Source organism: Priestia sp. YIM B13489 (genome assembly GCF_042787645.1).
Classification (GTDB): domain Bacteria; phylum Bacillota; class Bacilli; order Bacillales; family Bacillaceae_H; genus Priestia; species Priestia megaterium.
Genome location: NZ_JBHZOQ010000053.1, coordinates 2977524 through 3000956 on the forward strand (window position 1 = coordinate 2977524; position 23433 = coordinate 3000956).

Here is a 23433-nt window from a genome sequence, read left to right on the forward strand (position 1 = left end):
AGAGCCATAAAAAAAGTAAGGAAGCACACTTCCTTACTTTCTGTTTGCAACGCCCGTTAAAAAATTCAAAAACACGTGTACGCCTGCTTTCACGGTAATTTCTCCTACATCACGCAGCGGATCTAGACATACAATGTCCATTGCTTGAACAAGCGGATGACTCCCGGCGGTGTATACTGCTTCAAACAACTCATCTGTCCTCATTCCGCCTGTCGTTCCTGCTGGAACTCCCGGTGCGTAAGCGATATCTAACACGTCCATATCAACTGTTAAATAGATCATGTCTACCTCTTTGCTCAGCTGTTTTAATGCTTCTTTCACCGTATGAGTTATTCCTGCTTTTCTTGCTTGCAGTAACGTTACATAATGGACGCCTTTGCTATCTGCATATTCCTTTAACGATTTTGAATTATAAAACCCGTGAAGTCCGATATTCCATACATGAGCTGCATCAATCGTGTTGCTTTCGATTAAATTACGTATAGGGGTTCCGTTAGAAGGACCGTTATCTTCTAAGCTGCGTAAATCAAAGTGCGTATCAAACTGTAAAATCCCTATTTTCTGTTCGGGATATGACTCTTTCCACCCTTTTACTAACATAGCTGTAATAGAATGATCTCCTCCAAGCATAATAGGAAGCGCATGCGGATGGCATTTCCGCATAGACATCATCGCTTCTTTTATATACTGATGAGACTTCCCTATATCCGTGACGTGCTGCTTGACGTCTCCTAAATCCAGCACTGACAAGGAAGTCAAATCCGTATCATACTCGATATGATACGGGTTAAAGGATTTCCAGAGCTTCCTCATGGCCATTGGCGTCTCACTGGCTCCAGAAGCGCTAATGGAAGATCTTGAAAGAGGTACGCCTAAGACCGTAATATCTATCGATGTAAAGTCGACGTTGCTCCCATCTTCAACTGTCTGAATCCAATCACTTACTTTGGGGTCAGAAGTACTTTGACGCTGCCAGCAAAAAGGCGGTCGATCAAGCTGTGGGTACGGATAGTTCATGTAAAACACCGCCTTCAACCACAACTTTTCCATCTTTTAATACCGTGTCTACAAGATTTACGGCATAGTTATACTGCAGCGTTTGGTAATTGGGAGCGTCAAATAGCACTAAATCGGCTTTTTTACCTACTTCAATACTTCCGATTTGATCCCCTTTGCAAATGGCATGAGCCGCGTTAATCGTACAGGCGGTTAAAACTTCTGCTGGCGTCATCTTCATCGTTAAACAAGCTAAATTCATAATAAACGGCAGCGATTCCGTAGGAGAAGATCCTGGGTTTCGATCTGTAGACAAAGCAACAGGCACTCCTGCTTCGATCATTTTTCTAGCACGCGCCGGCTCTTCCATTAAAAAGAATGCAGTACCCGGCAATAGGACGGCTATAACTCCGCTTTCAGCCATTTGCTTAATTCCTTGATCCGATGCCTTTAACAAATGATCCGCTGACACAGCTCCCACTTTAGCCGCTAATTCTGCCCCTCCAAAAGACACAATTTCATCGGCGTGGATTTTAGGTTTTAGTCCGTATGCTTTTCCAGCTTGTAAAATACGATCTGACTGTTCAACTGTAAACACGCCTTCTTCACAAAATACATCACAAAACTCCGCTAGCTCTTCTTTTGCAACGATTGGTATCATTTCTTCGATAACGAAACGAACAAACTCATCTTCATTTCCTTTGTACTCAACTGGCACCGCATGAGCTCCCATAAAGGTTGAAACAACATCTACCGGATGCTGTTCATTCAGTTTCTTCGCTACTTTTAATTGTTTGATTTCATCTTTAAGATTTAAACCGTACCCGCTTTTGGCTTCGACAGTTGTAACTCCGTACTGCAGAAATTTATTTAAACGTTTTGTAGATTGCTTGATTAGCTCCTCTTCTGTTGCTTGTCGTGTACTAACGGTTGTTTGTAAAATTCCTCCTCCCGCTTTTAAAATATCAATATACTTTGCCCCGTTTAAGCGCATTTCTAATTCTTTTTCACGACTGCCGCCAAACACAAGGTGAGTGTGTGGATCAATTAACCCAGGCGTTACGATTTTTCCTTCGGCATCAATTATATTAATAGGTTCATGAATATGCTCAAGGTATTCCTGCGCTTTGACGTCAGGCCCAACAAATACAATTCTTCCATTTTTCACGAGTACGCTGCCGTTTTCAATGATTCCTAGATCTGACATTTCCTCCGATCGTCTAGGCTGACTTCCTCCCTTAACCGTAATGACTTGTGCAGCGCATTTGATATACGTAATAGTCATACGTATCCCTCCTTTTTTATTCATTTAACCCCGGAATTTGTATTCCTTTTTCTTTTGCAGTTTGAATGGCCTTATCATAGCCGGCATCTACATGACGAACTACACCCATGCCTGGGTCTGTTGTTAAAACACGTTCTAGACGTTTGGCGGCTTCTTCCGTCCCGTCTGCTACTACAACCATTCCAGCGTGAAGAGAATACCCCATGCCTACTCCTCCTCCGTGGTGAACAGATACCCAGCTTGCGCCTGCTGCCGTATTAACTAATGCATTTAAAATCGGCCAGTCTGCTACTGCATCACTGCCGTCTTTCATTGCTTCAGTTTCACGATTTGGCGACGCCACAGAACCGGCATCTAGATGATCTCTGCCAATAACGATAGGTGCTGACAGTTCTCCGTTTGCTACCATATCATTAATAATTTTTCCAAAGCGCGCTCTTTCTCCGTATCCTAGCCAGCAAATGCGAGCCGGCAATCCTTGAAACTCAATTTTTTCTCTCGCCATTTTAATCCAGTTGCAAAGATGCGTATTATCCGAAAACTCACGTAAAATGACTTCATCTGTTTTATAAATATCCTCTGGGTTTCCTGACAAAGCGACCCATCGAAACGGTCCTTTTCCTTCACAGAACTGCGGACGGATATACGCTGGGACAAATCCTGGGAAATCAAATGCATTCTTGATGCCTTCATCAAGCGCCACTTGGCGAATATTATTGCCATAGTCAAAAGCAACCGTGCCTTTTCTTTGCATCTCTAACATGGCTTGAACGTGGATAGCCATACTGGCTTTTGATTGTTTTATATATTCATTTGGATTTGTATTCCGCAATCTTTCTCCTTCTGCTAAGCTGACTCCAATCGGCAAATATCCGTTAAGTGGATCATGTGCCGATGTTTGATCCGTCACAATATCTGGGATAAATCCTCGCTCTATCATTTCAGGAAGAATCTCGGCTGCATTTCCAACTAACCCAATGGAAAGCGCTTTGCCCAATCTTTTTGCATCTTCAGCTAACGTGATTGCATCAGCTACACTTTCGACTACCGTATCGCAATATTTTGTTTCGATACGTTTTTCAATACGCGTGCGATCAACATCAATTCCAATTACAACGCCGCCTGCCATCGTAACGGCTAGCGGCTGTGCACCACCCATTCCTCCTAATCCGGCTGTTACCGTAATCGTTCCTTTCAAAGTTCCGTTAAAATGCTGGTTGGCACACTCAGCAAATGTTTCATACGTTCCTTGAACAATGCCTTGGCTTCCGATATAAATCCAGCTTCCTGCAGTCATTTGTCCGTACATCATTAACCCTTTTTTATCAAGCTCATGGAACGTCTCCCAATTTGCAAAAGCAGGAACAAGATTCGAATTCGCTAATAAAACACGCGGTGCATCACTGTGGGTTTTAAAAACCGCAACAGGCTTACCGGACTGTATGAGAAGCGTTTCATCTTCTTCTAACTCTTTTAACGCTGCGACAATACGATCGAACGCCTCCCAGTTACGGGCTGCTTTTCCGATTCCTCCGTATACGACTAACTTTTCCGGATGCTCCGCTACTTCAGAATCTAAATTGTTTAGAAGCATGCGAAGAGCAGCTTCTTGTACCCAGCCTTTTGTCGTTAGTTCCGTCCCACGAGGTGCTTTCATTCCACTTTGTTTTGTCTCCATTTTGTTTTCCTCCTCTATAAAAATGAAAAACTGTTAAACGAACATTTTTATTACAGCGCTAGTTCATAATTAGTATCTTGCACAAAGGTTTTGAAATCAGCTGCTAACGCTTCAATATCACGTGAGAAAATTCGATCTTTAGTAATGGTTGGTACGGTTTTTCTAATTCTTGAATAAATTTTTCTTGTTTCCGAAGCAAGTTTATCGACTCCTTGAATATCGGCTGCTTGAGCCGCACAAATTGCTTCAATCGATAGAACTCTTCGTGTATTTTGGATAATTTGATAAGCATGACGTGCAGCAGTCGTTCCCATGCTGACATGATCTTCTTGATTCGCTGAAGATGGGATAGAATCGACACTTGATGGATGCGCCAATACTTTATTTTCGGAAACTAATGAAGCAGCAGCGTATTGAGTAATCATGAGCCCAGACTCTAAACCAGGATCCGCACTTAAAAATGCCGGAAGCCCGCTAAGCTGAGGGTTGACTATTCGTTCAATGCGCCGTTCAGAAATATTCCCAAGCTCCGCCAGTGCAATTCCTAGAAAATCCATAGCAAACGCAATGGGCTGCCCGTGAAAGTTCCCTCCAGAAATTACTTTGCCGCTGTCGGCAAAGATGAGCGGGTTATCGGTTGCTGAATTAATTTCAATTAACAGCTTTTCTTTTACATAATTTAAAACTTGATAAATAGCACCATGAACTTGAGGAATGCAGCGCAGTGAATAAGCATCTTGCACTCTTATTTGCCCTTGAGAAGTAGTTAATTGACTGCCTTGTAAATAAGAAAGAATTCGGGCAGCTACCTGCTGTTGTTCCGGATAAGGTCTTAACGCATGAGACTCGGGCATAAATGCATCTAAAATGCCTTGCAGACCTTCTAACGTCAGTGCTGCAATCCCGTCAGCAAGATCAGCTAGCTTTTGAGCTTCAAGGTACGAAACTACTCCTACAGCTGTCATTGCCTGAGTGCCGTTGATTAAAGCTAGCCCTTCTTTTGCTTGTAATTGGATAGGTTCAAGCCCCGCTAGCTTTAAAGCTTCTTCTCCCTGCATTCGCTGACCATTATATACAGCTTCCCCTTCTCCAACTAACAGCAGCGCTAGATGTGATAATGGAGCTAAGTCACCGCTAGCTCCAAGTGAACCTTGACTTGGGATAACCGGCACTACATTTTGGTTTAAGCAATCGATAAGCAGCTGCAAGGTTTCCAGTCGTATGCCTGAATACCCTTTAGATAATGCATTCGCTCGTAACAGCAGCATCACTCTGCTTGCCTCTAAAGAGAATGGTTCTCCTAGCCCGCAGGCATGACTGCGAATCAAGTTAATCTGCAGATCAGCTAAGTCCGTTTTTGAAATAACCGTATCGCTAAACTTTCCGAATCCAGTATTTACTCCGTAAATTACGTTGTTGTTCGTAATACTCTCTTCAACTAACGTTCTGCTTTTTTGTATATGTTCAACTGCGTGATCGCTAATTTTCACGGAGTATCCTTGGTAAATAACTTTGTAGATTTGGTCGAACGTCAGTGAATTTCCGTCGATTTGAATAAACATCATATCCGCTCCCTTGTTAAACTGTAGACTACCTTTTTTGAACACAAAAAGGGGCTATATCAAAGAGGAAACAAGCTCCTTTTGATATAGCCCCCTATAAACTAACCTACTTACACTATGGGCTTTTATTAATAATCGGCATTTCAACTTATACATACAAACAATCACTAAATGACTAAACCACTATACACTTTAAGCTGTACAACTTAAAGCAACTAGAGTACCTACACTAAGTATTACGCTGAATTAATCATTTGTCAATTATTATTTAAGAAAATTTTAAATAATCTGAAATAAACTCATTATTTCTTATAGCAGCGATGGTTCACAGCTGCACATTCTTATTTCTTTAAACGTTATCGGACGTTCATGTCACTTGGGTGCGGACCTTTGCGGCGGTTGCTGTTTAACCCATTAATCTCTGCCATGTCATCGGCAGTGAGTTCAAAATCAAACACGTTAAAGTTTTCTTCTATTCTAGACGGTGTAACTGATTTAGGGATGACAATTGTGTTGTTTTGTAAGTGCCAGCGCAATACAACTTGAGCCGGAGTTTTGCTATGTACTTCAGCAATTTTTTGAATGACCTCGTCTTGTAACACTTCTCCTCCTTGATCAAGAGGGCTCCATGCTTCCACAAAAATATTATGTTTGGCGCAAAACTCTTTTAATTCGTTTTGAGCAAGATACGGATGGCACTCAATTTGGTTTAAAACCGGTGTTACATCACATTCGTTTAACAAGCGCTCTAAATGCTCAATCTCAAAGTTGCAGACGCCAATTGCTTTTACTTTTCCATCGTGATAAAGCTTTTCTAATGCTTTATACGTCTCCACATACTCATCATATTGAGGTGTAGGCCAGTGAATTAAATATAAATCGACATAATCAAGTCCTAATCGTTCTAAGCTTTCATCAAATGCACGTAATGCATTTTCATAGCCTTGGTCGCTGTTCCAAACTTTTGTTGTAATAAACAGCTGTTCTCGAGAAACAGAAGATTCTTTAATCGCCTGACCTACTCCTTCTTCATTTTTATAAATCATGGCTGTGTCAATAGAGGTATACCCAACCTCAATTGCTTTTGACACTGCAGCTGCTGCTTGGTTATCTTCTACTTGCCATACGCCAAATCCAAGCTGAGGCATTTTTAAACCGTTGTTTAATGTAACAATATTCATTTTACACGTCTCCTTTTTTGTTAAAAAGTTCAAAGTTTTAATGATGGTGCCAGCCGATCAGCATAGCAACCTGTCCCATTATAATGCCGACTGGGATTCCTATAATCATGGCTCCAAATCGAAATTTAAAAGACCATGCGCGCGGCACAAGGGAAAACAAATAAATCATACTCATCGTTGCCATACATGTACTGCTAAAAAAACTGACGACAGTGTGTAAATTTGGCATTACTTCTCCTCATTTCACTAGAACGTTTGCGCCTTTTCAATTTCATCATTTATCTTTCGTTCTAATGCCTATGTTTTCGCAGCCGACATAGTTACATTCGTCAAAGGGTTCCGTAATCCTGCTTTAATCAGTTAAAAATACTTTACCTACGTAACTTTTTTAATTAAAACGAATATGTGCTTTTAACTTCAAAGTTTTGTATGATTTCTGTATATTAAAATAATAAGATTTTTTCACTGTAAAGAACAACTGCACATTCTCTGTAAGGCAATCATACATATTTGCAAGAGTTAACGAAAGGAATGGATATAAAAAATGGCGATTGAAAAAGTAAAAGCATATTTTAAACAATACGGTATGGAGAATCGAATTATCGAAATGGATGAGTCCAGTGCTACTGTAGAACTAGCAGCGCAAGCTTTAAAATGCGAGCCGAAACGGATCGCAAAAAGTCTTTCTTTTAACGCCGAAGGAACTGTTCTATTGATTGTGGCAGCAGGAGATGCGAAAATTGATAACCGAAAATATAAAGAAGAGTTCGGAACCAAAGCAAAAATGCTTGGAGCAAGTGAAGTAGAAACGCTGATTGGTCATGCTGTAGGCGGAGTATGCCCGTTTGCCGTTAATGAAGGTGTTCACGTGTATCTAGATGAATCTCTGAAACGTTTTGTCACCGTTTTCCCTGCCTGTGGAAGTGGAAATAGTGCAATCGAATTAACAATACCCGAACTAGAAGAATTTTCGAAATGCTTAAAGTGGGTTGATGTATGCAAAGGGTGGAATGAATAATTTAGGTGAATTACAGTACAGCTATACATAAAATAAATCAATCAGCACGCCAACAAGCTGAAACAGTTTTTGTTTCAGCTTGTTGGTGTATCTAAACGAATTTATGAAACAGCTTAACCCAACCTAGGTAAGAAACCCCTAAGAGAAATACAAAAAGAAATAGTAAAGGAATGTTCCTAGGGATAAAAAGCCAGCCGTCTAACGTATTCCACAGAAATTCACTTTTATTTGCTTTTCTCATCATTTTCACCTCAAGCAGATTTACTATTTTGTCTTCAAAAATTCTTTTACATAGTTATATACAGTATCTTCAACTTATGACCTTTTTTCAAGAAAAACGTGCACGGAAAATTGATTGAATGTGAATCTTTTGAATTCATACCCGCTATGTACTCCTTCGTCATCTTAGTTTCATCTGTAAAAAAGAAGAAGCCTACATTTTTAGATGCAGGCTTCTTCTCGTTGATTCAGTCTTTCCTTTGTTTGCCTATTCAGGCCCTTTCGTTACGTATATCGGTTCATAACCAAAGTGCCTTGTGTCAGATACGAATATCTGCTTTCAATTTGCGGTAATACATTTGCTGAAGTCGCTGTTAAGCCTTTCAAAACTAATCAGTCCCTTCATACGCTAAGTATTTAACCTTTGACAACAACCATTTGCATGATAGCTGCTGTACTATATGTGTACCCCGTATTTATATAGTAAAACCTAAAAAAACAATTTTTTATTATATAATTTTCTAGATTTTAAAGCAAAGAAAATTTAGATAGTATAGATGAAAGACACCCGTCACCTATTAGCGCTTCTACTGCTCGTACTCAAGCGTTCAAAGAAAAGTATCCGCAGTGAAATTCATCAAATTTATTTAATGTATGATTTCATCAATTTTTTGAAATGCATCTTCAAGTGAAGCATGTCCATTTGTTTCTCCTTCGTTACCTTGAACGGTCCATTCTTGCTTTTCTACTGCTAGTTTCCCGTCTTTATCTTTTAGATAAGGTCTGTTAAGCATAAACACCTGATCATTCTTTTTTACTGTGTAGCCAAGATAATAGTGATTACCTTCTCCTTCTTCTTCATATACGGAGACGCCTTGAAGGTTATATTTGTTTAAAATGTCATCCATATGATGCGTCAGTTCACTTATAGCCGTTTCTCTTTTTACATATTCCACATTTTATACCCCTTTTCATTTTGATTTATGTTTAGCATTCCCTTGAGCATATTCAATTACACTATCTTTCAAACGTTATCTGAACAAAGCAAATCAATATGATCATCAGTGATTGCATAATAAATCAAAAAAGCCACCTCACTATAACACAATAAAAAAACATTGCTAAGTGAAGTAGCTTTTTATTAATTAATGGAATCTATAAAAATAAGAAGACGTGCGAAACTTGATTATAGTTCCGTTAAAATAATTGGTTCACCGTTTGTTACAACAATTGTATGCTCACATTGTGCTACAAGACTATTATCAGGTGTAACAAACGTCCAGCCGTCGTCTCCGCGTTCAATGATATGATCAGCTTTCATAGAGATAAACGGCTCTACAGCAATAACAAGGCCTTTTTTCAAAAGGGCTTTATCCATTGGATCATAATAGTTTAAAATATGGTTAGGAGCGTCATGCAAGCTGCGGCCCACACCGTGACCCGTCAAGTTTTCAATAACAGCATATCCGTTTTGATGTGCAAAGTTAGAGACAGCACGACCAATTTGGTTTTGTTTTGAACCAGCTTTTACTTTTTTCATGGCTGCCCAAAATGCATCTACTGCAGCTTGGCACAGCTTTTCTTTTTCTTCGTCTTGCCCAATAACAAATGAAATACCGGTATCTGAATAATAGCCGTCAAGTACGGCAGATACATCCACATTTACTAAATCGCCATCTTTTAATACTCGATCTCCCGGGATACCGTGAGCCACTTCTTCGTTTACACTAATGCACGTTACACCTGGGAAATTATATTCTTTTTCAGGTGCAGAAATAGCACCGTGTTCATCCAATATTTTTTTACCGATCATATCAAGCTCTTTTGTTGTCATGCCTGCTTTTGCTTGGTTTTTCATCTCTTCGCGCGCAAGTGCAACGATGCGTCCAATTTTGCGTAAACTTTCTAAATCTTGTTCGTTACCAATAATCATAAAAAACACTTTCCTTCCTCGAAATATATATCCTATCCGATTTTATCATATTTCTATGAGGATTTTTCAAAAGACCTTTTAAGAACTAAAATGTACGATTAATTAGACTAGTAAGATATTTATCATATGTCAAAATCCTCTTCATTAACCTATGAAATTCAAAAAAGCATGCTACTTTACCGCAGCATGCTTTTTTATGTTATATAAAAGCTCCCTCAAACAAGCAGAAGCTTTCACAATCCCTTAATCCACTGTTTCAAACTTCACTTCATTAAACAAACTAGTAGAATTCCATACATTCAACCCCGCATAGCCTTCTGAAAAGGTATGGTCCACTGCATCAATCACAAGCTTATCATCGAGATAAACTTGAATGTGTTCTCCTTCAGCCGTTACTTTCAAGCGATAATCCGTATTTGTCTTTAAATCCAGCTTTCCCCCATCATCGTAAATAATGAGATCTTTGCCTATTCCGTCTCTAAACGCAATGAGTTTTACTTGATTATTAAGCACATCTACATTCGCAGCGTAAGCGTTATTTGCCTGTTCATCCGAACGGAATACTAGAGCTCCTGCTCCTGTAGAATTTGAAACAGGATCGTCTAACACCTTTATCTTTGCCTCATATATAAAATTCTTTGCTTTTTCTGATGATAAAGCAAAGGCATCTTCTTTGCTTCGTCCTTGTTTTCCATTAATCGTATCGGCCCATAGTCCGCTAATGCTTTTCCACACTGATAAATTTGTCTCAACAGGACTTTTATTCCAAATAGATTTTAATGGATACATCTTCAGGGAATTCAATTTCACAGCTCCTCCTTTGCTATAAAGCCTTATTTTATTGCTTGAAAGCGTTGGAAAGAGCTGATCTGTTATTACTTCCGTGCCGTCATTACCAAATACTTCTACAGATGACTGGTCTACAAACATATGAAGCTTAACCTTTCCGTCTTTCGGAAACATGGAAGCAGAGTGTTTGCCTTTCACATTTTCACCAAAATCAAAATTTCCAGAGTTTGTTCGGTCAACAAATAATCGCTGCTTGTTTACGTTATAGCTGACTTTTGTATTTTCACTGCCTTCTTTTTGAATTTGAAAACCAAATTCTTGTGCATCTGTATTAGAAACATCGAATTCTGCCATAATTTCATATTTGTTTTCCTGTATGCCCGAAAGAAGATTTTTATTTTCAACGACCATCAGATTCTTCAACACCTTTTTTTCTTGCTTATTGCGAATTGAATCAATTGAAACAGGTATTTGTTTTAAACGAAGTCCTTTTGCTGTGTTGGTGAGTTCTATTTTTCTTGGAATCGACATAGAGCTTCTCCAAGTAGTAGTTGGGGTATTGTTTGCATATTGCCAGTTGCTCATCCAGCCTAGCCAATACTTTTCTCCGTTATCTCCTTCAACTCCGCTCCAATCTACAGCAGCATAAAAGTCAGCACCATAATCTGTCCAAAGCACTTCCTCTGGCGGGTTTTCATTTTTAAATGTTTTTCCGTCAAAATCACCAACAAAGTACTGCATACCTGAACCTCCAGCTGCCGCTCCATCATTGATGCTTACCTGCAGCACCCATTTTTTCTTTGTGCTGTCTCCATCAACCGGCAGTTCGAGTAAAGTAGGACACTCCCAAATCCCTCCGTTGCTTCCATGAGTTGATTTCACCCATTCTCCTGACACAGTATTCCAATCTGAAAGCTCTCCGCTTTCCCTTTGTTTAACTTCCTCCGGTTCTTTTGCTACACTGTCTACTTTATCCGGCATTTTTTCTGTATTAAATACATTAACATCATCTAGATTAATATGCCCCCATCCGCCTACAGCTTGATCAACGGCTTTAATATACAATACTTCTCCTATATACTTAGAAGCATCCCATACGTAGCGCTGATACTTTTCATCTGCAAACTTTGTATTCGCTTGACGAATCAATTCTTTATCGTCAGAGGCCCTGACTAAGGAGACATAGCGGTTTGTGGGGTCGTTTCCGCCTCCCATTAACAAATTGATTTCACCTGAGCCGCTCAATTTAAAATAAGATGAATGTAATTCTCCAGTGGCATTATCGCCATCTTGCTTATCGGAAAACCCCCATAAATGATACTTTCCTTTTTGTTCAAAGAGACCGCTCCAATTTGCGGTTGCATCCGTTACATGATCGTTTGTGAATGCATTTCCTTTTATCGTTTTCCAGCCGGTGAGATCGCCTGTTTCAAAACTTTTATTTTTAATTTCCTTTTCATCTGTATCAATAAACTTGGTCATGTTAACATCTTGAAACTGGACTGAAGATTGATGAACATGTAATCCAAACAATCCTTTTGAAAAAGTTTCATCTTTTGCAGTAAGGGTGAAATTATCGTCTATATACAAATCAAGTTTATTTCCCGATGCAGTTACTTTTACTTGATGTGATTTGCTCGTATCAATTTTTTCGTTTGTGTCGGCAAGGACAGTTGAAATGCCATTTTGAAGCTTTACTAGTTTGATTGTATCTTTAGAAGCGTCCACGCTAGCTATATATCCGTTTTTGGCTTCCGCGTCTGCCCGAAAGAGTAGTGCACCTGAACCAGGATTTTCATCTAAAAATGTCATATTTGACTTAAAAATGAACTGATCTCCCTGTTCTTCACTCATAATATATCCATCGCTGTCAGATTTACCGATTTTTCCATCAGCAGTATCATTCCACGTTCCCGTAACAGGTTTCCAGTTAGATAGATTGGTTATAAAATTAGATTGATTCGTAAATTTAACATGACGAAAGACAGCTGTGGAATTCCATGCTGTTAATCCAAACTGACCATTTTCAAAAGATGCATCACTGCCTTCTAGAACTTGTTTTCCATTTAACAGTACCTTAAAGTAGTGACTGTTTGCTTCTACTTTTACATGATATGCTTGTGATGTATCAAGCCTCACCGACTTTGAAACAACGGTCGTTACGTTTCCTTTCTCTACTTTGTTAAGTGTTAAGAGGTTCTTTTCTGCATCTAAATTGACGGTATATGCGTTTGTTGCGTCTTTATTAGAACGAAAAACAAGACCGCCTGCGCCTGCGCGTCCATTCTTTTCTACAAGCGTAATTTCTCCCTCCAGAGTAAAGGATTGACCTTTTTGTTCGGATAAAGTATATGTGTAGGCACCACTTTGACCGTTTGCTTGGATGCCTCCATCAGGTCCAAACTCACTTGTGTATTTCCAATTTTTTAAGTCAGGTGATGTATAAAACATAATTTTATCTTTAGCGGCTAAAGACATCACCCACTGCTTGGTTTGGTCATGCCAAAACACTTTTGGGTCGCGCCAGTCAGGAACTGGGGGATTCGGCATAACAGGATTTCCTTCATACTTGGTCCACGTTCTTCCGCTGTCCTTGCTGTATGCTAGACTTTGCACTTGTCCTTTTCTGCCCGAGTGTGTAAAGATAGCTACCATTGCTTCTTTTCCAAACCCTGCGGTATTATTCCAATCGATAACGGCACTTCCGGAAAAAATCTCTCCGTTCTCATCTGGAGAAAGAGCAATCGGCAGGTGTTTCCATTTCACTAAATCTGTACTAACTGCATGCCCCCAGTGCATGGGTCCCCAAGTGGTACCGTAAGGGTAATACTGATAAAAAAGGTGATACTCTCCGTTATAATAGACCATTCCATTTGGATCGTTCATCCAGTTCGCTTCTGGAGAAAAATGAAATTGATTCCGGTATTTTTCTTGATAATACCCTGTATTATCAGCTAATACAGGGCATGCAGAAAACAAGCTTATGGAACAAGCGACTCCAATCATCAATAACTTTTTAACGGTTCTTTTCATCTTCCTTTCCTCCTTTATTTGCATACTGGTTATGTAAAACATTTTCACCAGCAGATGCTAAAAGAATAGATGACTCCTCTTATTTATCATCCTAAAAAGCCTATCCAATAACCCCCTATACCAATTAAGAAAATACCGAAAATAATAAGCAGCGGATTTGTACCTTTTCGAAGCATCCATGCTACTAATAAAGTTAGCGCTAAAGGAAGCAGCCCCGGTAGAATACTATCAAGTACATCTTGCACAGTTTTTACCACAACTTTACCAGAATCATCTTTGATCCTAGAAACAACCACTGGTATATTAATAGTAGTCCATTTCGAAACCAACGCTCCCATTACGAAGAGTCCTAAAATGGATGCACCTTCCGTCAGTTTTTGAATTCGATTCCCTACTAAATCTTTTAAAATTTCTGTTCCTTTTAAGTAGCCATATTTTAATCCATAATATTTTGTGCTTAATCGAATTGCATTAATTAAGATGAAAAACAGCAGTGGTCCGGCAATGTTACCGCCTAACGCAAGCGAGGCGCCTAGGGCTGCGAGAACTGGTCGAAGCGTTCCCCAGAAAATAGGGTCTCCTACACCAGCAAGTGGGCCCATTAATCCAATTTTCATTCCGCTGATAGCTTTTTCATCAAAATCTTTTTTGTTTGCCATTTCTTCTTCCATTGCTGCCGTGACGCCGAATATAGGTGCGGAAATCCATGGGTGTGTATTGAACCATTCTAAATGACGCTTTAATGCTGCATTTCGCTGAGCTCCTGGTCCATATAAGCGTTTGATTGCTGGAATCATAACATAACAGTAGCCCATTGCTTGAACACGCTCAAAGTTAAATGAACCGAGTAAAAAATTCGAACGAATGAACATGCTAAAGATATCTTTTTTCGTTAATCTTTTTTCATTCTCCATCTCTATCCCTCCCTTAAGTTCGCCGTTTAGGCATCTAAATCATCGTCATCGTCATCATCATATACTTGTTCGCTCCCTGTAGCTGCGGGAACGCCTGCCGGCTGCATTTGATTTCGCTGCTGCATTACTTGCTGATAAAGAAGTGCTAAACAAAGACCCAGCGCTCCAAATCCTACCAGGTTAAACCCTGTAAATGCCGCCAATAAGAACCCGATATAGAAAAAGGGCTTTAAATGAGGAATGTTCATCATATTGATAACCATGGCATATCCTACGACCACGATAATGCCTCCTCCAATTTGCAGGCCTTTTGTAATAACTTCCGGAATATTTCCGAGGAAAGTTTGCACGGCGCTTACGCTGATTAATGTAACAATTAAAGTTGGAATCATAACGCGTAGAGCCTGAAAACCCATAGCAGTAATATGCATAATTTCAATTCCTTTAAAGTTTCCTTCTTCCGCGTACTTATCAGCTCGATGAATTAAAAATACTGTGATGGTACGAACAAAAATGGTGAGTACTTGCCCTGCAGCTGCTAAAGCTATGGCTACCGCAATGCCTTCACCAATCCCCTGACCAGCTGTGATAACTAAAATAGTTGAAATAACAGAAGCAATAGCCGTATCAGGTGCCATCGCCAATCCAACATTCATCCATCCAAGAGCCATTAATTCCAGTGTTCCACCTAAAATAATGCCGGTTTTTAAATCTCCAAGCACCAAGCCTACTAACGTGCAGGCAATGAGAGGACGATGGGATTGCCCTTCGTCCAACACGCTGGCGATGCCAGTTATTGCTGCAATGACTAATAATAAAATAATTTGTATGGAAGACATAAACTCATCTCCTTATTTGATTTTTGTTTCGTTTCTCAGTAGTTGAATAAAATTTTCACTAGAATCTGAAGGTAATTGGCGCAGCTCAAGCTTTACGCCTAGTTCCTGCAGTTTCTCAAAAGCATCGATATCTTTTTCGGTAACGCTTACAGATTTAGTGATTTGTTTTCGGTCATTAGCAAAACGCATGCCCCCTACGTTTACTGTCTCAATAGGTACGCCCGCTTGAACAAGAGCGACAATGTCTGCGGGGTTTTCAAACAGCAGCATGGCTGTTGTATCCTGATAGCGAGGGCTGTGAAATGCTTTTGTCATTTTAGAAATCGAGACAGCGCTCGCTTTTACATTCGAAGGAGCCACAGAAAGAATAAGCGTTTTTCGCATTTCATCCGCTGCCACCTCATCTGAAACAATGATAATTCGATCTGCTGCATTTGTTTTGATCCATCTTGTTAATACCTGCCCGTGAATAAAGCGGTCATCAATTCTTGCTAAAACGATTTTCATAATAATCCATCCTCTCCGATTTGGTTTGCTTGCTGGATTTTCTCCAAATGTTCACTGCACACTTGAAAACTTTCTTCATTCACCTGCTTTAATCTTCCTAGCATCTCTTTTAATGTAACGTGTTCCCTCATGGCTAACACTTCTAATAACATAGGCAAGTTAACTCCGGATACCATATCCGCTGTTTTATTTTTAAGGATATAGGGAGTAGCCGCATTGTAGGGTGTACCTCCGAAAATATCTACTAAAAAAAGCACTTCATTTTCTAAGGGCATCTCCTCTAGTGCCTGCTTATATTTTTCTTCAAGGGTTTGGATACCCTCGCCTTTTAGAAAAGGTACGGCTACTACGTGATTCTCTTCACCAAATATCATTTTGGAAGACCCCTCTAACGCTGGCGCGAAATCACCATGTCCACTAATAATGACTGAAATCATGTACACTTGCTCCTCTCTTTTACGTTCTACACTTATTTATTGCAAGTATCGTGCCAACAAAGAGTATTAAGCGCTTTCATTTATTTTTCAATACCTTTTTCTGCGTTGTCGATACAGGTTCCTTAAAATAAACAAACCTGTATCAAAACGTCATGCGTTTTAATACAGGTTTTTCTGTTATTTAAAAAATGGGATAAAAAAAGAAACTAGTGGCATATAAATCAAACTAGTTTCTCAGAATTATAATATGATTTTTACATTTCATCCGCAAAAATGGTGGCAATAAATAATTTTTCATCTCTTGTTAAGGTAAGTTTCAGCTTTTTTTCGACGGCTTGTAATGTTTTTTCCGTTTTTTGATAAATGTTTTCTAACTGGTGAGTGATTTCTTCATCCTCGGGAAAAGTAAGAGGTTCATTTTTTATCATTCTTTCTAAAGCAAAGGCTGTATGCATCACAATTCGAATCATAACAGTGTTGCTTAATTCCATTTCTAACTCATCTTGTACATGACTTAACCATTCTAACAGAATTTCACTTATGAGGTACGGATTAATAAATAGAAGGTACTTTCGCAAGTTTTCTTCGCAAAGTTCACGCACCACAATATTCGCTTCGGTTTTCTCATCATCATAGTTTATCGTTTCTTTTGTAATTGCCTGTTGAAGTATTCGCTCTCCCTGCCCTTCAATGAGGACTTCTAATGATACATGAGGCGCATCAATCCTTGGATTTTTAGTACCTGCCGTTGCAACAATTTCATATTCTTTTTGAATTTCTCGAATGTTTGCTGCTAATTTAATAGAAGAAACGGTTAGAATTTTAATAGGTTCTTGAGATACTTTGCGTGAAATAATCGTTAAGATTTTTTCTAATTGTTTTGCTGTACCGCTTCCTGTTGTACAAATAGAAACAAGTGCTTTCTTTTTTCCAAACACGTGCTGCTGCTTATCTATAAATTCCATAAAGTCTTTTTGCACTGAATCAAATATGGCATATAAATTTAAATCTAAATAATTTACTTTTCTAACGGTGTCTAATACCATAGACGTCGTCACATTGCTGATGGTTTTAATTTTAGTCCCTGTTTTTTGTTCCAACTTGCTTTCTAACATGGCAAGCGAACCCATGTCCACGAGCATTAATACGCCTTCTCCTTCATCTACTTTCTTAATTCCTTGGATTAACCTGTCTACAATTTCAACCGGAGATACCGTCAAAGGCACATCAATAGCTATAATAGGAGTGCTTCCTAAAAGCTCCGTAGCAACTTCAACCATAGAAGTTGCCGTGCTGTTTCCATGGGCAGCAACTACAATCCCTACTCGTTTATTTTCTTCTAACGTTCGAATTGATTGAATAACCATTGTGAGATAAATGACTTCTATTTCTGGCACGCTAATGTTAAACCACTTTTCAATTCGATTTTTAAAAAGCAGTGCTACCGCATATTCTTTTGGATATGTTTCACGAATTTCATCTATCTCCTTTATATTTAATACGTCTACTTGTTTTTTTCGTTTTAAAAAGGATTCCATATGCATACTTAAAAAATGGATAAATCTGCGATCAAATTTACAGTTCAATTCTTTTTCAGCCAACTGTTTTAATTCTTTTGTAAGCTGAATCACATCGTCTTCTACGAATTTCATTAAATTAGAGCTCTGGCCATTTTTTTGATTAAAAAAGCTTCGAACATTCAAATGAATGTCGGTAAGAATATACTGATTGATGTCTTCTTGAGATAAACCTTCTTTTGTTAAAACATCTACTTTTTCTTCTATTAACTGATATAAATTAAATGATACGTCTTCCTCCATTTTTATTTCTTGGCTCTCCATAGCCGGGGAGATAATCGTTTTAAGGTTTACATATTCAGAAATTTTTTTGCTACGCTCCATATTTTTACTATTTGAAATCCAATCTCGTTTAATATCGTCAGGCAGATCTCGCACTGTAAGTTCCACCATATGTTTACTATCAAGGTTATTTAAAAATCCGTGTGCGCAAACGAGCTGCACATTCGACTTTAACTGCCCTACATTTCCGAATTTTTCAGTGTGGATTAAAGCATTTAATACATCAATGTGAACACTTAGCTTTTTATTAATTCGTTTAGCCTCTTGTTCTAAAAGAAACGTGGTGAGGCGAATTTTTTCTTTTAAAGACCTCTCTTCTAATGAGGGAATATGGATAGTCATCGGAATTCTTCTTAAGAAAGTTTGCAGTAAGGCTGAACCGGGATTTTCAGTTGTAGCACAAATAATTAATACCTTAGACGTTCGCTTATGATCTGTTTCCCCTAGGCGATTGTACGTACCTTGATCAATGAGGTAAAAAAGCATTTCTTGGCCTTCGGGAGGAAGCCGGTGTACTTCATCCATAAAGAGAATCCCTTCATTTGCTTGTTCTACTAAACCTACTTTACTCTCAGTTGCTCCGGTGAAACTCCCTTGCTTATGACCAAATAACTGAGAAAGAAGTAGTTGAGGATTATGGTAATAATCAGCGCAGTTAAAGGTAATGAACGGGGCATCTGTTTTTAGCCTCTCTGAATATAAGGCAAATTGATAGATTCGTTTTGCAAAAAGAGATTTTCCCGATCCCGTGGGACCTAATAGCAGCATATGTAATCCATTAGGCGGGTAAAGAACAGCAGCTTTTGCTTGAGAAATCGATTTTTTCAAACTTCCGGTAGCTCCAATCATTAATTCAAAAGGATTAGCAGGAAGAGCTTCTTCTTTTCCTCCATTAGATAGCTGCTCTAGTTTTTCTACTTCCATCTTATTCGTATCCCACTTTTGATGGCAAATGGTTTCAACAACCTCTAGCGGAACGTAGCGAACGGGGAACATTTTAATTTTGATTACTTTTTGCATGCGGACAAGTTTGTTAAGTTCAAGACTTACATTAGATCTCTCTAAATCTAACTGTTCAGCAATTTCAATCGCTGAGCTTCCTTGTTTATGTAAAAGTTCCACTTCTGTAAACTCTTGAAAATTACTCAACAGCTGATTGTATACCTTATCAATTCGTTTCATTAGAAGCACCTTCTTTATTTTCAGTTCACGATTGGAATTTTCTCTTTCAAAGAAATGATCATTCCCTACTACTACAAGCTATTTCATCTACAAGTACCCTCATGTCATACTAATCTATGAAAACGTTTCAAACCATTATATGTAAATATATTAAGTTAGTCAAACCTGCATGTCAACCGGTTTCATTCTTAAAGTTATATTCTGTCTGAATATTTCATTTTTTTAAATAACTATCAATGTATATACTGCTTTTTTATTTTAATCAGCACTGCGTTTACAGCACATTTTTGATTAAATAATAAAACGAAAGAAAACAGCAGCAGTTACCGCCATCTTCTTTCGTTTTTAAAAATTATTTATCGGTACTTAATTGCCCTTGTGGTAAAATACTGTTTTTCACAACAGCTGTTTTTGATCCTTTAATATTTAACAAGAAGCTAGGAGCAAAAGTAGAATGTTCCTCTGAATAAAAGCCTCTGTTTGTCATGTAACTTGTGATTACGACATTGTCTCCTTTCACTTGTGGAACTGCAAAATGTGAATACGTAAACGTTTTGTCATTAGGATCGAGGTCCATATGTAAAACAAGTCCTGTATCATTTAGCGGCTTGTATTTTCCTGTCAGCGTATTTGATACGTACCCTAGCATATATACGTCATCTTGGCCGATACCATCAATAGTCATTTTAGATCCGCGAGAATCTGTGAATAAGTACCATTTCCCATCTTTTTTAAATACATTTGCGCGTTCAATTTCATCTGTCACCGTGTTTGAAGTAATCAGTGGATCCATTACTTTTTTCAAGGTATAATCGTTATTTAGTTCAACAATGCCTAATGCACCGTTTGCTAAAGAGGCTTTCTTTTTATTAGAGCTCTGAAGTAATTTCTCTTTTTCTGATTGGAAAAATGGATTATTTCCACCGTAGTAAGCTCGATTGTAAAGGGAATCTTCACCTTGATAACCATCTTCAGTTCCTGTGTTTGCTTCAAACACAAGGTATTTATGCCCTTTATCCTCTACATAGTGAGGATCTCTCAATGTATGATTATCTCCTGAACCATATGCGCCTTCATCAATAAACTGCTGAATATTTTGATACTTTTTACCATCACCATCAAAAATGGATTTATGATCTTCAACACCTTCAATTTTTAACGTATCTCCACTTGGCTGGGATACATTTACTTGAGCTGTTGTTAAGGTTTGTTTTCCATAGTTTGTACCTGAAAAGTTAGTATAGAATAAGCGTATTTTTCCGTCTGATGTTAAAGTAGCAGATCCTGACCATTCTTGTGTTTGCTTTTTCAAATGAGGATCATTCGGTACAAATTTGTCACTGTCTTTGAACACTCTTCCTGCATTTTTCCAACTGTCAATCGAATCTTCACCGATTTTTTGATAAAACACATAAATAGATGTATCATCAGCATCTTTCGGATCACCTGCTAGTGCAAATACAACTTGGTAACCATGATAGTTGGCTACTGTTCCGTCAGCATTTTGCAGAGGCCAGCTGTCCCATACATCTAAATCAATTAAATTGCCCGATTTATCATACCCTTTTGCAGAGGCAATATTTTTGATTGTTGATTTATCAAAAGCTGGAACTTTAAACTGTTCGCTTTTTTGCTGCTGAGGAATTTTCAGCATGTTATCACGCGTAATATGGGAAACTCTATAATTATTGTTGGTATCTTTATGATTGCTTTCAGCAGCCCATGTTTGAGATCCAGCACCTACTAACAGAGCTGTAGCAAAAGATAAAGCTGTAGTTTGCTTTGCTATTTTCTTAATATTCATCTGTTTTTCTCCCTTTTGTACAATACCTTTTCTTGTGTCACTCACAAGCAATTCATTTTCTATGTATCGAGAAGTAATATCAATCTGGCGAAATAACAGAACCGGTTCCATTACCTTTCCAAGATTACTTGCATAATATTGAAAAGTCAAATAGGTAAAATGGAGTAATCCTCTCATTTTTTCTCCCCTTATATTTTTCATTTGGTTATAAAGTCTTACACCTTCAACTTTTTGATTAAATGGGCAAATTCATCATCATATTTAACCTGATATTTTTTATAAGCTCTTCTACAGCTGTTTAAGTAAGCCATTTTCAAAAAAATATCGTTAATGTATTTTTTGTGAAATAGTGGAATAATTTATTATATAATAGTTCCTATTGGAAATAATAAGAGACAAAAGAATTAGATAATTAATTTTTGAATTGATTCTTTCATCCTATTAAATTTTATGTAGCTTTTCACGAGAAATCGTTATCATTTTAATGAATCAATAATACATTTTTCAGGAAATCAAAAAGAGCTCTTTATAAAGAGCTCTTTTTGACGTCATTTATGCTGTTTTTAAATAGCAGTTCTTATTTAAGAATCAAGTTCCGCAGTACGTTTGATAAGGCTGATTAGACGGAGCAGACGGTGTACAATACTCTGGCTGAATCGGAGATTCATATGGGCTAGAAAGCACTTCAAGAAGGGTTTCCATGACGCTGTAGTCTTCTTTTTGTGCTGCGTCTAACGCTTCTTCCACTCGGTGATTTCGAGGAATGACAGCCGGATTATTATTTTTCATAAGCTCTTGTGACTCCGCTTTAGATTGTTTTTGTCTACCTAATCTTTTCTGCCATAGCTCATGCCACTGTGCAAATTCTTTGCTTTCAAACAAGTCACTATTTTCTAGCTTATCGAAAGTTAATGCACGAAACGTATTTGTATAGTCAGCTTTATAGGTTTTCATTATTGTAAGAAGGTCTTGGAATAATGCTTCATCTTCTTTTTCTTCGTTAAAAAGCCCAAGTTTAGCCTGCATACCTGCCAGCCAGTTTTCCCGATAGAATTTTGGAAATTCGGTCACAGCGCTTTGCGCTATTTCAACTGCTTTTTCTATATCTTGATCCAATAGCGGTAATAAAGCCTCAGCAAACCTCGCAAGATTCCACCCTGTAATGCCTGGTTGATTTTGATAAGCGTAGCGCCCTTGTACATCAATTGAACTAAATACAGTTTCTGGATCATAGGTATCCATAAATGCACATGGTCCGTAATCAATTGTTTCTCCACTAATTGTCATATTATCCGTATTCATGACGCCGTGAATAAAACCAATAAGCTGCCATTTAGCAACTAGGGTAGCGTGACGCTTAATCACTTCTTGAAGCAATGATAAATATTTTTTTTCGTTCTTTTCTATGTGGGGAAAGTGACGTTCTAATGCATAGTCAGCTAAAGCTTGAAGGTTTTCGACCGTTCCCCATTTTGCAGCGAACTGAAATGTGCCAAAACGAAGGTGACTGGAAGCTACACGCGTCAAAATCGCCCCCGGCAGTTCTTTTTCACGAACAATGGATTCACCTGTTGTTACGACTGCTAGGCTCCGAGTAGTCGGAATACCAAGAGCATGCATGGCTTCACTAATAATATACTCACGCAGCATAGGTCCTAGAGCTGCCCGGCCGTCTCCTCCTCGGGAATACGGTGTTCGGCCTGAGCCTTTAAGCTGAAGGTCTACTTTCTCACCCGAAGGCGTAACTTGCTCTCCTATTAACATAGCCCGGCCGTCTCCTAGCATGTTAAAGTGGCCAAATTGATGCCCCCCATAAGCTTGTGCAAGCGGGAAAGCACCTTTTGGAAAACTGTTTCCAGCCAAAATGCTAACTCCTTCTGGGCTTTGCAGCTGTTCTTTTTGTAATCCTAGAGACGCGGCTAAAGAGTCATTAAATTTAACTATTTTAGGTGAACTCACTGGATTAGGATCAAGAGGGGTAAAAAAGATGTTTGGTAACTCCGCATAGCTATTACGTAAATTCCATCCTGTTTCTTTTTGATTAGTCATCGTATCTCCTTTTCTTTTTGTGTCTTAAAAAATAATTCTTTCTTTACTGATCGTTGTTTTATAAGCGCAGTAAGCCTTGCTCTACCCTGCTTTCTTTTGGGGGTCTTAGAGCAGGACAGTTTCTCTTTCATTTATTTTCTCTTTTACT

The 23433-nt window shown here is 38.6% G+C and carries 16 protein-coding genes and 1 pseudogene; 1 reads left to right on the top strand and 16 read right to left on the bottom strand.

Features of this window, described 5'->3' with window-relative positions; translation table 11 throughout:
- Positions 1 to 33 precede the first annotated feature (33 nt).
- The 6 genes from ACFX4W_RS21075 to ACFX4W_RS21100 form a co-directional block, all read right to left on the bottom strand.
- A complete protein-coding gene (locus ACFX4W_RS21075; RefSeq protein ID WP_043979095.1) occupies positions 34 to 1017 on the bottom strand; it encodes an agmatinase family protein in 984 nt (327 codons plus the stop codon).
- Entirely contained in the window at positions 992 to 2281 is a 1290-nt protein-coding gene (gene hutI, locus ACFX4W_RS21080; RefSeq protein WP_043979098.1) for an imidazolonepropionase, read from the bottom strand. The genes ACFX4W_RS21075 and hutI overlap by 26 nt, the downstream gene beginning before the upstream one ends.
- 16 nt (positions 2282 to 2297) lie before the next feature.
- The gene (gene hutU / locus ACFX4W_RS21085) at positions 2298 to 3959 is read right to left on the bottom strand and encodes a urocanate hydratase (RefSeq protein WP_043979099.1); all 1662 of its coding nucleotides are present in this window, start codon (positions 3957 to 3959) and stop codon (positions 2298 to 2300) included.
- A gap of 50 nt (positions 3960 to 4009) precedes the next feature.
- Positions 4010 to 5521 carry a histidine ammonia-lyase gene (gene hutH, locus ACFX4W_RS21090; protein ID WP_165575984.1) on the bottom strand — a complete coding sequence of 504 codons (1512 nt, stop codon included), beginning with the start codon at positions 5519 to 5521 and terminating at the stop codon, positions 4010 to 4012.
- Positions 5522 to 5877: 356 nt separating this feature from the next.
- Positions 5878 to 6702: an aldo/keto reductase gene (locus ACFX4W_RS21095; RefSeq protein ID WP_043979105.1), complete on the bottom strand. Its 825-nt coding sequence runs from the start codon at positions 6700 to 6702 to the stop codon at positions 5878 to 5880.
- A 37-nt stretch (positions 6703 to 6739) separates the two neighbouring features.
- Positions 6740 to 6931 carry a hypothetical protein gene (locus tag ACFX4W_RS21100; RefSeq protein WP_034275619.1) on the bottom strand — a complete coding sequence of 64 codons (192 nt, stop codon included), beginning with the start codon at positions 6929 to 6931 and terminating at the stop codon, positions 6740 to 6742.
- 315 nt (positions 6932 to 7246) lie between these two features.
- Between ACFX4W_RS21100 and ACFX4W_RS21105 the strand changes: the two genes are divergently transcribed.
- Positions 7247 to 7720, top strand: coding sequence for a YbaK/EbsC family protein (locus tag ACFX4W_RS21105; protein WP_013082511.1), 474 nt, complete (start codon positions 7247 to 7249; stop codon positions 7718 to 7720).
- A gap of 866 nt (positions 7721 to 8586) precedes the next feature.
- Here the strand turns inward: ACFX4W_RS21105 and ACFX4W_RS21110 are convergent.
- The 10 genes and pseudogenes from ACFX4W_RS21110 to ACFX4W_RS21155 all read right to left on the bottom strand — a co-directional run bounded on the left by ACFX4W_RS21110 (position 8587) and on the right by ACFX4W_RS21155 (position 23285).
- Positions 8587 to 8895, bottom strand: a complete 309-nt coding sequence (locus ACFX4W_RS21110) for a DUF5634 family protein (RefSeq protein WP_052500311.1) — start codon at positions 8893 to 8895, stop codon at positions 8587 to 8589.
- A gap of 230 nt (positions 8896 to 9125) precedes the next feature.
- Positions 9126 to 9921: pseudogene (map, locus tag ACFX4W_RS21115) on the bottom strand (type I methionyl aminopeptidase).
- A 194-nt stretch (positions 9922 to 10115) separates the two neighbouring features.
- Positions 10116 to 13694 carry a GH32 C-terminal domain-containing protein gene (locus ACFX4W_RS21120; RefSeq protein ID WP_322551934.1) on the bottom strand — a complete coding sequence of 1193 codons (3579 nt, stop codon included), beginning with the start codon at positions 13692 to 13694 and terminating at the stop codon, positions 10116 to 10118.
- An 86-nt stretch (positions 13695 to 13780) separates the two neighbouring features.
- Entirely contained in the window at positions 13781 to 14608 is an 828-nt protein-coding gene (locus tag ACFX4W_RS21125) for a mannose/fructose/sorbose PTS transporter subunit IID (protein ID WP_013056298.1), read from the bottom strand.
- Positions 14609 to 14634: 26 nt separating this feature from the next.
- Positions 14635 to 15447: a PTS mannose/fructose/sorbose transporter subunit IIC gene (locus ACFX4W_RS21130; protein WP_280559359.1), complete on the bottom strand. Its 813-nt coding sequence runs from the start codon at positions 15445 to 15447 to the stop codon at positions 14635 to 14637.
- Between the two features lie 12 nt (positions 15448 to 15459).
- Positions 15460 to 15954: a PTS sugar transporter subunit IIB gene (locus ACFX4W_RS21135; protein WP_013056296.1), complete on the bottom strand. Its 495-nt coding sequence runs from the start codon at positions 15952 to 15954 to the stop codon at positions 15460 to 15462.
- The gene (locus ACFX4W_RS21140; RefSeq protein ID WP_014460796.1) at positions 15951 to 16391 is read right to left on the bottom strand and encodes a mannose/fructose/sorbose PTS transporter subunit IIA; all 441 of its coding nucleotides are present in this window, start codon (positions 16389 to 16391) and stop codon (positions 15951 to 15953) included. The genes ACFX4W_RS21135 and ACFX4W_RS21140 overlap by 4 nt, the downstream gene beginning before the upstream one ends.
- Positions 16392 to 16645: 254 nt before the next feature.
- Positions 16646 to 19432: a sigma-54-dependent transcriptional regulator gene (locus tag ACFX4W_RS21145; protein WP_280559354.1), complete on the bottom strand. Its 2787-nt coding sequence runs from the start codon at positions 19430 to 19432 to the stop codon at positions 16646 to 16648.
- Positions 19433 to 19784: 352 nt separating this feature from the next.
- The gene (locus ACFX4W_RS21150; RefSeq protein ID WP_043980541.1) at positions 19785 to 21236 is read right to left on the bottom strand and encodes a glycoside hydrolase family 68 protein; all 1452 of its coding nucleotides are present in this window, start codon (positions 21234 to 21236) and stop codon (positions 19785 to 19787) included.
- Between the two features lie 588 nt (positions 21237 to 21824).
- Complete coding sequence (locus ACFX4W_RS21155) at positions 21825 to 23285, bottom strand: protein adenylyltransferase SelO (RefSeq protein WP_280559348.1); 1461 nt, start codon at positions 23283 to 23285, stop codon at positions 21825 to 21827.
- Between the last annotated feature and the right edge of the window lie 148 nt (positions 23286 to 23433).

What these genes read in the sequence shown, in the direction of transcription:
- ACFX4W_RS21150 (WP_043980541.1), bottom strand. Translation starts at nt 21,236, where the DNA reads ATGAATATTAAGAAAATAGCAAAGCAAACTACAGCTTTATCTTTTGCT.
- ACFX4W_RS21105 (WP_013082511.1), top strand. Translation starts at nt 7,247, where the DNA reads ATGGCGATTGAAAAAGTAAAAGCATATTTTAAACAATACGGTATGGAG.
- hutU (WP_043979099.1), bottom strand. Translation starts at nt 3,959, where the DNA reads ATGGAGACAAAACAAAGTGGAATGAAAGCACCTCGTGGGACGGAACTA.
- ACFX4W_RS21135 (WP_013056296.1), bottom strand. Translation starts at nt 15,954, where the DNA reads ATGAAAATCGTTTTAGCAAGAATTGATGACCGCTTTATTCACGGGCAG.
- ACFX4W_RS21075 (WP_043979095.1), bottom strand. Translation starts at nt 1,017, where the DNA reads ATGAACTATCCGTACCCACAGCTTGATCGACCGCCTTTTTGCTGGCAG.
- ACFX4W_RS21130 (WP_280559359.1), bottom strand. Translation starts at nt 15,447, where the DNA reads ATGTCTTCCATACAAATTATTTTATTATTAGTCATTGCAGCAATAACT.
- ACFX4W_RS21145 (WP_280559354.1), bottom strand. Translation starts at nt 19,432, where the DNA reads ATGAAACGAATTGATAAGGTATACAATCAGCTGTTGAGTAATTTTCAA.
- ACFX4W_RS21120 (WP_322551934.1), bottom strand. Translation starts at nt 13,694, where the DNA reads ATGAAAAGAACCGTTAAAAAGTTATTGATGATTGGAGTCGCTTGTTCC.
- ACFX4W_RS21155 (WP_280559348.1), bottom strand. Translation starts at nt 23,285, where the DNA reads ATGACTAATCAAAAAGAAACAGGATGGAATTTACGTAATAGCTATGCG.
- ACFX4W_RS21140 (WP_014460796.1), bottom strand. Translation starts at nt 16,391, where the DNA reads ATGATTTCAGTCATTATTAGTGGACATGGTGATTTCGCGCCAGCGTTA.
- ACFX4W_RS21100 (WP_034275619.1), bottom strand. Translation starts at nt 6,931, where the DNA reads ATGCCAAATTTACACACTGTCGTCAGTTTTTTTAGCAGTACATGTATG.
- hutH (WP_165575984.1), bottom strand. Translation starts at nt 5,521, where the DNA reads ATGTTTATTCAAATCGACGGAAATTCACTGACGTTCGACCAAATCTAC.
- ACFX4W_RS21095 (WP_043979105.1), bottom strand. Translation starts at nt 6,702, where the DNA reads ATGAATATTGTTACATTAAACAACGGTTTAAAAATGCCTCAGCTTGGA.
- ACFX4W_RS21125 (WP_013056298.1), bottom strand. Translation starts at nt 14,608, where the DNA reads ATGGAGAATGAAAAAAGATTAACGAAAAAAGATATCTTTAGCATGTTC.
- hutI (WP_043979098.1), bottom strand. Translation starts at nt 2,281, where the DNA reads ATGACTATTACGTATATCAAATGCGCTGCACAAGTCATTACGGTTAAG.